This is a genomic window from Janthinobacterium sp. SUN073 (genome assembly GCF_030397665.1).
GTDB lineage: Bacteria > Pseudomonadota > Gammaproteobacteria > Burkholderiales > Burkholderiaceae_D > Janthinobacterium.
On sequence record NZ_JAPUBT010000002.1, the window covers coordinates 147523 to 157282 of the forward strand.

The window sequence follows — 9760 nt, forward strand, 5'->3', positions numbered from 1 at the left end:
CCATGCGCATCCTGCACATCCTCGACCACTCGCTGCCCCTGCACAGCGGCTACACGTTTCGCACCCTGGCTATCCTGCGGCAGCAGCGCGCGCTGGGCTGGCACACGACGCAACTCACGAGTGCCAAGCAGGGGCCGTCCGATGCCCCGCAGCAGCTGGTCGACGGCTGGCATTTCTACCGCACGGCGCCGAATGCACGCTGGTGGGCGCGCCTGCCCGTGCTGCGGCAAGTGGCCGTCATCATCGGCCTGGCCGTGCGCCTGCGCCAGCTGGCGCGGCAAGCCAGGCCGGACATCCTGCATGCGCATTCGCCTGCACTCAATGCCGTTGCCGCCCTCAACGCGGGCCGCGCGCTGGGCATCCCCGTCGTATATGAAGTGCGCGCCTTCTGGGAAGACGCGGCCGCCGACCATGGCAGCAGCCGGCCCGGCGGCCTGCGCTACCGGCTCACGCGGGCGCTGGAAACCTACGCGCTGCGCCGCGCCGACGCCATCACCACCATCTGCGACGGTTTGCGGCGCGAGCTGTGCGCGCGCGGCGTGCCCGCGCATAAAATCACCGTCATCCCGAACGCCGTCGATGCGGGCGCCTTTTGCGTCACGGCGCCCGGCGACCTGTGGCTGGCGCATAAACTGGGCCTGCATGGTCACCTGGTTATCGGCTTCATCGGCTCGTTCTATGCCTACGAGGGTCTGGCCCTGCTGTTGCGCGCCATGCCGCGCCTGCTGGCGGCGCAGCCCGCATTGCGGCTGCTGCTGGCCGGCGGCGGGCCGCAGGAAGCGGCGCTGCGCGCGCTGGCGGCGCAGCTGGGCCTGGAGCACGCCGTGGTTTTCGCGGGCAGAGTGCCGCACGCGCAGGTGGCCGCGTATTATCAGCTGGTCGACATCTGCGTGTATCCGCGCCTGCCCATGCGCCTGACGGAGCTGGTGACGCCCTTGAAACCGTTAGAGGCGATGGCGCAGGGCCGCCTGGTGGTGGCGTCCGACGTGGGCGGCCACCGCGAACTGGTCGAACATGGCAAGACGGGCATGCTGTTTCGCGCCGGCGACGCCGAGGCACTGGCGCAGGCGGTATTACACCTGCTGCTGGCGCCCGACAGCTGGCCGGCGCTGCGGCGCCAGGCGCGCGCGTTTGTCGAGACGGAGCGCAGCTGGGGCGCCAGCGTGGGCCGCTATGCGCCCGTGTATGCGCGCCTGACCGCGGCGCGCAGGGCGGGAGTGGTGCCATGATCTTCACGGGCTTGCGCATCGCGCTGGTCGGCCCGCTGCCGCCGCCGGCCGGCGGCATGGCGAACCAGACGGCGCAACTGGCGCGGCTACTGCGCGAGGACGGCGCGCAAGTGCAGCTGCTGGCCGTCAACGGCCCGGTGCTGCCGCCCTGGCTGGCGCGCATCCGCTACCTGCGCGCGGCGCTACGCCTGCCCGTGCACCTGTGGCGCCTGTGGCGCACTGCCAATACGGTGGACCTGTTCCACATCATGGCCAATTCCGGCTGGTCCTGGCATCTGCACGCGGCGCCGGCATTGTGGATCGCCAGCCTGAAAGGCAAGCCGGCCCTGCTCAACTACCGGGGCGGCGAAGCGGCCGCCTTTTTCGCCCGTTCGCCGCGCCTGGTGGCATTGAGCCTGCGCCGCGCCAGCGCCATCGTCGTGCCCTCGGCCTACCTGGCCGGCATTTTCGAACAATATGGCCATACGGCCCACATCGTGCCGAACGTGGTGGACTTGCAGCGTTTTGCACCGGCCGTACCGCGTGTGCCATCCGCGGATGGCCCGTGCATCCTCGTGGCGCGCCACCTGGAACCGCTGTACGACAATGCCAGCGCCGTGCGCGCCTTTGCTTTCGTGCGCCACAGCTATCCCGGGGCGCGCCTGGTGCTGGCCGGCGGCGGACCGCAGCGCGCGGCGCTGGCACGCCTGGCCAGGTCGCTCGGCGTTCTTGCCTCCGTGCGCTTCGCCGGCCCCGTCGACAATGCCGCCATGCCGGCCCTGTACCAGGCCAGCGACATCGTCCTCAATCCCAGCCTGGCCGACAACATGCCCATTTCCGTGCTCGAAGCGCTGGCCTGCGGCGTGCCCGTCGTCAGCACCAACGTGGGCGGCATCCCCGCCCTGCTGCAAGACGGCGTGACGGCATTGCTGGTGCCGCCCGGCGATCCGGCCGCCATGGCGCAGGCCATCCTGGCCCTGCTGCGCGACCCGAGCCGCGCGCAAAAGCTGGCAGACGCGGGCCTGGCGCACGCCGCCACTTTCGGCTGGCCCGGCATCGCGCCCGGCCTGGCCGCGCATTACCGCCGCGTCCGCGCCGCGCCGCGCCCGGGCGCCTACACGCGCTGCGTGGCCCGCTGGCTGTTTCCCCTGCATGAATGGTTCAAAGGCCACCACAGCGTACGCCTGCTGCGCCGCCTGGAACGCTCGCAGTGGTGGAGCGCCCAGCAGCTGCAAGAGTGGCAGCTGGCGCGCCTGCGCGCGCTGCTGCGCCACGCGGACGCGCACGTGCCCTACTACCGCGCACTGTTTTCCAGCAGCGGCTTCGACCCGCAACAGGTGCGCCAACTGGCCGATTTATCGCGCCTGCCGCTGCTGCGCAAGGCGGATATCGCCAGCGCGCGCGACAGCTTCAAGTCCGCCCGCGCCGTGGGCTTGCGCCCGTTCGCCACGGGCGGCTCGAGCGGCGAGCCGCTGCAGTTTTTCCTGGGACGGCGCAGGATCAGCCACGACATCGCCGCCAAGTGGCGCGCCACGCGCTGGTGGGGTGTCGATATCGGCGACCGCGAAGCCGTCTTGTGGGGCTCGCCCATCGAGCTGCAGGCGCAAGACCGCCTGCGCCGCCTGCGCGATGCGCTGCTGCGCAGCACCCTGCTGCCCGCGTTTGCCATGTCGCCCGCGCGCCTTGACGGCTACGTGGCGCAATTGCGCCGCTGGCGTCCGCGCATGCTGTTCGGCTATCCGTCCGCGCTGTGCCGCATCGCCAGCCATGCCGGCGCGCGCGACCTGCCGCTCGACGGCCTGGGCGTGAAGGTGGCGTTCGTCACGGCCGAGCGCCTGTACGACGAGCAGCGCGCGCAGATCGCCGCCGCCTTCGGCTGCCCCGTGGCCAACGGCTACGGCGGGCGCGACGCGGGCTTCATCGCCCACGAATGCCCGGACGGCGGCATGCACATCACGGCCGAAGACATCATCGTGGAAATTGTCGATGGCCAGGGCCAGCCGCTGCCCTTTGGTGCCACAGGAGAGATCGTCGTCACCCATTTGGCCACGCGGGACTACCCCTTCATCCGCTACGCCACGGGCGACGTGGGCGCGCTGGGCACGCAGCCTTGCGCCTGCGGACGCGGTTTGCCCCTGCTGCACAAGATCGAAGGGCGCAGCACGGATTTCCTCACGGCGGTCGACGGCACCGTCATGCACGGCCTGGCGCTCGTCTACATCGTGCGCGAACTGCCGCAAGTGCGCGGTTTTAAAATCATCCAGGAAAGCCTGCTGCGCACGCGCGTGCTGCTGGTCTGCGTGGCGCGCCTGGATGACGCCACGCGCAGCGCCATCGTGACCGGTTTCCAGGCCAGGCTGGGCGCGCAGGTGGACATCGTCATCGAGGAAGTCGACGAGATCGCGGCGGAAGCGTCGGGCAAGTACCGCTACGTGGTGAGCGAGGTGGCGTAGGCGGGCAGCCTGCAGCACGATGAATGACATCCGCCCGACCGGGGCCTTATTCAGTCGATTCCATGGTGGCTACACGCAGCTTGCTTAATCACTTGAAGTGGGTTCGCCGTCAACAAGAGCAATCTCGCCTGCGAAGCAATATCCGAATGAATGCACGGTACGGATCGGGATATCAACACCGGTCTGGCTGACGATTTTTGCACGCAAGCGACGCACCAGTGAATCGAGCGAGCGGCCGCTATGGTAGTCATCGCGCTGATACAGCTTCGTCAGAATCGTCTTTTTTTGTACCGGCAGACCAGGCTTGCTTGCCAGCAATTCGAGAAACATCAACTCCTTCAGGCTGAGTGCGACCTGAAACTCTTGGGCAAGACGCAGTTCCCATTGCGTAGCAAAAATAGTCCATCGATCCGGCACGTCGATCAACTCTACGGTGGTTTTCCGCACGCGCTGCGCGATACTGCCAATCACCGCAGACAGTTCGCGGCAGTCCACCGGTTTGACCAGATACTGGTCCGCGCCAGAGTGATAACCTTTGAGCTTATCTTCTATCGCACTGCGGGCGGTCAGGATAATGATACCCATATTGCTATTGGCGCGCACATATTCGGCCAGTACATAACCCTCCTGATCCGGCAAGCCAACATCGATCACGGCTATCTGACAATCGCATTTTGGCAAAGCCTGATAAAACTCAGCCGCGTTGCGCACGGCGATGATATGCATGCCATTCAGTTCGAGCCATTCCACCACGCTATCGCGTAAATCTTCATCATCTTCGACCAATAACACTCTAATTTTTGATGGCACCGCTTTGCGCCTCCTCTACAGGCAATGGTAAGGTGATTGTCGCTGAAGTGCCTCCTTCAGGACGGTTAACCAGAAGTATGCTGCCTGCATGTTGAGCAATGATACGCTGTACCATATACAGGCCGATGCCGCTGCCGGCGACAAAACCGGTGCGACTGCCACGGAAATACTTGCCATACACCAGAGCCAGCTCATGTTCCGGAATACCGGTGCCATTGTCGTCTACTGTGAGGAGCAATGCGCCATCGTTTTTGCTCAACTGGACACGGACCGTCCCTTGTTTAGGCCCATATTTGATCGCATTATCGAGTACATTCAGGAATGCCGTCTTCAGCAACTTGCGATCCCCATGAAAGACGATGGGTTTCGTATAGTGGAACTCAAGCTGTGGTGCACGCTCACGCCAGAAATCGGAGGCTTCTTCGATAACACTGCGCAGAAAATCCGGCATGAAGATCGCTTCGCAGAGGATATCAGCTTTCCCGTCACTATTTTGATCCCTCTGCAGTGCGGTTTCTGCCACTTCAACCAGTCGCAATACGGCGCGCTGCATTTTTTCGAGGTTGGAACCGAAGTGCTGAGCGCCGCTCGGTTCCTTATTTTGCAGAATATCCAGATTGGTCCGGATGACAGCCAACGGTGTACGGTATTCGTGTGAAAACATCTCCACGAATCGGGTCTGGTTTTCCAGCGCTTCCTGTTTGGATTCCAATGACAGCAGCAACTGATGTTTGATACGCTCAAAATACAGCAGCAGCAAGGCCGGGAAAAATAGCAGGGTTCCGGCCAAGGGGACCAGGTAGACAACCACTATATTCATCTGGGACATCAACGCAGAACTCAATCCGACCGGTTGATAGAGTAAAACGGCGATGCGCAAGCCATGCGCAGTAATCAACATCAATAGACCGACAATCGCCATTTCACGCGCATAGCCAAGCTTGCCAGATGCCGTTTCCGGATGTCGTGCCAGTAGCGTTTGCAAACACAGTACAAAAACCAGAATCAGGCTGGCACTGCTGAGACAGGCACGGGCGGAAAACTCCGCCTTGTTTTCTATTAATAAAAAATACGCACATGCAAACAAAGCGACAAGAAAATACGCCCAGTGGCTTATTTTTGTCCCAAAGAACGCTCTCAATCCGACCCACACAACGATACAGCCAGCAAACAATGCAACATTTCCCGCCATCAATAACAAGCCTGGCGGGCGGAACGCATTCAGTATGATGATCGTCATGCCAACGGCGGTCAGTACACCGGACATGGCCCACAGCCGCGTATAGCGTTCCGTGGGCGCGGCAAAATAGACGCCAATCATCGTTGCCGAAATACATAACTGTGTCACGGATAATGCAATGCTGGCTGTTTGATGATCCATGGGTCCAGTCTGTTCGGGTAGCGTAAGAGAGGGCTGCCGGTCAAACGCACCAGCTTAACGTGCAACAAACATTTCCAAGAAACCAGTATTTTGCATATCTTACCAGATCGGCAATGAGCAAAAATCAGAAGCCCTTGCTCGCCACCAGCCAGGCACGCACCGACGACGGCTTGGGCAACAATGACGGTGCCGCCCCCAGGCGCGTTGCCACCGACATGCTCGCGCGCCACTGGTCGGGACCGGCCCAGTTCAGGCCGATACCGGCGCCAGACAAGGTCGCGCTGTTTTCTGCCTTGGTCCAGGGATGGCGGTTGACTTTGACATAAGCAGTGTCAAGAAATGCCAGCACCTGCCAATTTCCAAATAGCAGCGCGCCCAAATCATGGCGCATTTCCACCGTGCCTGCATAGCCGCTGTCGCCGGAAATGGCGCCGATATCATAGGCACGCACCGTATAGGGACCACCGGCGCTCATCTTTTCAGCGGAATCCAGATTGCCGTCAGCCCATTGCCCACTCAAGTTGAAGTACAGCGAGTCGCGCGGCGTCAGCCCCTGCAAACGGGCAATATTGGCATTCCACTTGGAAAATCCCCCACTCGTGCGCGCAGTAGCGGCATCCGATGCCGCAGCAGAGAAGTTATCAAAACTACCACGTCCGCTGGTCCAGCCCAGGCTTGCCATGCTCATGCCACCCGCCAGCAGGTTGTCGCGCAGGTCACCGTTCACGCTCACGATCCAGTTGTCCAGATGCCGGTCGGTACGCAGGCTGCTGACATCGATATGATCGCGCAGGTTTTTAGCATCGTATTGCAATTGGGCATAGATGTTGTAGCGCTTGCTGCGAACCAATGGATGTTTCGCCCACAGGCTGGCAACCGTCGCCGTCCCATTGGCATCGAGCGCACTGGCGGTACTGCCTAGCTTGTAATGCAATGCCGAGTAAGCCACGCCTGCCCTGGTTCCCTGGCCGTTGAGCAAGGTGTCGTAGCCCACCCGGCCATAATTCATGCCCTCACCCGTGCTGATGATGTTGGCGCTCAGGATATCGCCGTGGTGGAACGGATTGACGATATTAAAGTTGCCGCTCAGGCGCGCGCGCCCGATATAGCGATTGCCGTAGTTGTCCAGCGAAACGTTCGCCAGGGCCAGGCGGTTGTAACGTGTCTCGACATCCATGTCAGCCGTGCCGACTGCCGAGCCTGGTTTAAGAACCGCGTTCACGCGCACGCCCGGTACGTCGGACAGCAACAGCAAGGCACGATCGAGTTCGGCCTCGGCAATCAATTCCCCTCCACTGAGCGGAACCAGGCTGGCATGGAGCAAAGCGTCGCTGACTTCGCTGCTGTTGTTGAGCCGGACTTTGCCGTAATGTGCCTCGACGACCTGGATGATGATGACGCCGTCGGTGATCGTCTGCACGGGGATGATGGCGCGCGTCATCGGAAATCCACGGCCCTGGTAGTACGCCGTAATACGCCCTGCCAGTTCGTCGAGCTGCGGCAAGGTCAGACTTTTACCTTCCTGATCGGCGACCAGCGCATGCAGCGTCTGTGTGGGAAAAGCGGTATTGCCAGTGATACGCAGCGCAGTCACGTGCATCGGCTGTGACGACGGCAAGCTGGCATCGCTTTTCGGCTTGACCTCCAGCGTGGGCGCGTTCGGCTTGGCGACAGCAGGAATTGCCGGTTGCAATTGTTGCAAAATCGACCCGGCATTGGGCGTCGTTTGCGGATCAGCGGCATACGCATCGAGTGGCACCAGCAACAAGGCGGCGTACAGGGGCTTGAGCAAGAAGGACTGCTTGGTTATGGTGGTCATGTATGTCTTATTCTGTGATGCTGTTGGCGACGAGCGGCAATTGCATGCCGCCATTTTGAATTCGCAGCGTCGGGGCAGGCGTGCCGAATCCGGTACTGGTATTGAACAAGCGGGTGTCGACCGTTTCCTGCGCAGGCTCGGTTCTGGCAGTGCCGGCGTCAGTCTGCTGCACCAGCAGCGTGGAAGACAGGTTCAATGCCTGCGGCTGCGCCAGGGCTTGCGGCGGCAACACGGACGACTGCAACTGCGTTACCGCGCTCTGAATTTGCTGCATCTGCGTGGTGCTCACGAGTGGCGTGGTGGGCGCGACGACAGGCGCTGCCGTAATGCTGGCGACTGCGCGCGATTGTCCGGCAATGATGTAATTGCCGATATCGGCTCCGCCATAGACGCTGCTCAGATTAACCGTCTTGCTTCCACCAACGGCGGCGTCAGAGAACAGGCCGGTCGAGGTTATCGTAATCACGTCCGAACCCAACTTGCCCACCAGCGTGGCATTGCCGGCATTGACCGTGGCCGCCGTGCTGCCGTCATACACTTTATCGGCTGCAGTGATGCCACTGACCGTAATCGATGCCGGTGTAATGCTGGCGGTCAGCACGTTGCGATCGACGATATTGTAGTTGCCGGCATCGCTACCGGTCAGCGTGTAGCCACTGACAGTCACCGATTTATTTTTACCAACATTTTTATCGGCAAAGGTAGCAGTTTGCTTACCACCGAGCGAAACGATGTCACTCCCCATGACACCAGAAAGACTGGCGGAACCGCTCAGTGCAGCCGTGATCGTGGCGTCGTAGATCTTGTCGGTGGCAGTCAGGCCCGCCAGTGACAGATCGGCTTTGCGTATGGTGGCGCTCAGGCCAGTCGGCTGCCTGACGACGTAATTGCCGGCATCAGCCCCCGTCAAGATGTAGCCAGACACGGCAACAGCTTTATTCGCGCCCGCATCCTTGCTCGAAAATTGGCCGACACCCTGCCCTCCCAGGCTGACATTGTCCCCTGCGAAGATGCCGGAGTAAGCCACATGCGTGGCATTCAGAGTCGCCGTGGTCGTGGCATCATAGGTTTTATCGGCAGCACTGACGCCCGATACCACCAGCTCAGCCTTGCTGATCGTCGCCGTCAAGCCTGACGGTTGCGTGACGACGTAATTGCCGGCGTCCAGCCCGCTCAGGCTGAAACCGGACACGCTGACCGTCTTGTTCGCGCCCGCATCCTTGCTGGCAAACTGGCCGACACCCTGGCCGCCCAGGCTGAGATTGTCCCCCGCGATCATGCCGGAATACGCCACGTTTGCCGTATTCAGGGTGGCCGTCGTCGTCGCGTCATAGGTTTTGTCCACGGCGCCGATGCCGCTCAAGGTGATGCCCTTGGCCGTCACCGTATAGCTGCTGCCGGCCGTGCCCAGCACATTGTAGTTGCCGGACAGGCCGCCGTTGCCGCTGCTGCCCAGCACGAGGCCGGTGGTGCTGCCTAGCGCCGTGCCGGCTTGCACGTTCTTGCTGGCCAGGTTGGACACATCGCCGACGCCGCCGACGCTGAAGGTTTGCCCGGCCACGCCCGTGGCCGTCAGCGAGCCGCCCGCCACCGCAGTGTTGCCATCATAGGTCTTGCCGCCCGACAGGATCAGATCGGCCTTGTGGATGGTGGCCGTCACGCTGATCGGCTGCACCACGTTGTAGTTGGCCGCGTCCAAGCCCGTCAGCGCATAGCCGTTGACGGCGACGCTCTTGCCGCTGCCGGCATTGGCGTCGGCAAAGCTGCCGCTACCCGTGCCAACGACGGACACGTTGTCGCTCAGCAAGCCGCTCACTGCGGCCGTGCCGCTCAAGGTCGCGCCGGCGCTCGCATCATAGGTTTTATTCAATGCGCTGATGCCAGATACCACCAGGTCAGCCTTGCTGATCGTCGCCGTCAAGCCTGACGGTTGCGTGACGACGTAATTGCCGGCATCGACTCCGCCCAGGCTGAAACCGGACACGCTGACCGTTTTATTCGTGCCCGCATCCTTGCTGTCGAAGCGCCCGACACCCTGGCCGCCCAGGCTGAGATTGTCCCCCGCGATCATGCCGGAGTAGGCCACGTT

Annotated in this window: 6 protein-coding genes; 2 read left to right on the forward strand and 4 right to left on the reverse strand. The window is 62.3% G+C overall.

The window, feature by feature from the left end; all coding sequences use genetic code 11:
• Positions 1-2: 2 nt before the first annotated feature.
• Together O0882_RS08620 and O0882_RS08625 are read left to right on the forward strand one after the other, a co-directional pair.
• The gene (locus tag O0882_RS08620; RefSeq protein ID WP_289947034.1) at positions 3-1229 is read left to right on the forward strand and encodes a TIGR04063 family PEP-CTERM/XrtA system glycosyltransferase; all 1227 of its coding nucleotides are present in this window, start codon (positions 3-5) and stop codon (positions 1227-1229) included.
• Positions 1226-3661: a glycosyltransferase gene (locus O0882_RS08625; RefSeq protein WP_289947035.1), complete on the forward strand. Its 2436-nt coding sequence runs from the start codon at positions 1226-1228 to the stop codon at positions 3659-3661. Before O0882_RS08620 ends, O0882_RS08625 begins: the two co-directional genes overlap by 4 nt.
• An 84-nt stretch (positions 3662-3745) precedes the next feature.
• Here O0882_RS08625 and O0882_RS08630 read toward each other — a convergent pair whose 3' ends face one another.
• From O0882_RS08630 to O0882_RS08645, 4 genes are all read right to left on the reverse strand, one after another.
• Positions 3746-4447, reverse strand: coding sequence for a response regulator transcription factor (locus O0882_RS08630; RefSeq protein ID WP_289947036.1), 702 nt, complete (start codon positions 4445-4447; stop codon positions 3746-3748).
• 7 nt (positions 4448-4454) lie between these two features.
• The gene (locus O0882_RS08635) at positions 4455-5852 is read right to left on the reverse strand and encodes a HAMP domain-containing sensor histidine kinase (protein ID WP_289947037.1); all 1398 of its coding nucleotides are present in this window, start codon (positions 5850-5852) and stop codon (positions 4455-4457) included.
• Between the two features lie 124 nt (positions 5853-5976).
• Complete coding sequence (locus O0882_RS08640; RefSeq protein ID WP_289947038.1) at positions 5977-7671, reverse strand: ShlB/FhaC/HecB family hemolysin secretion/activation protein; 1695 nt, start codon at positions 7669-7671, stop codon at positions 5977-5979.
• 7 nt (positions 7672-7678) lie between these two features.
• The coding region (locus O0882_RS08645; RefSeq protein WP_289947039.1) for a YDG domain-containing protein at positions 7679-9760 on the reverse strand (2082 nt) is incomplete at its 5' end.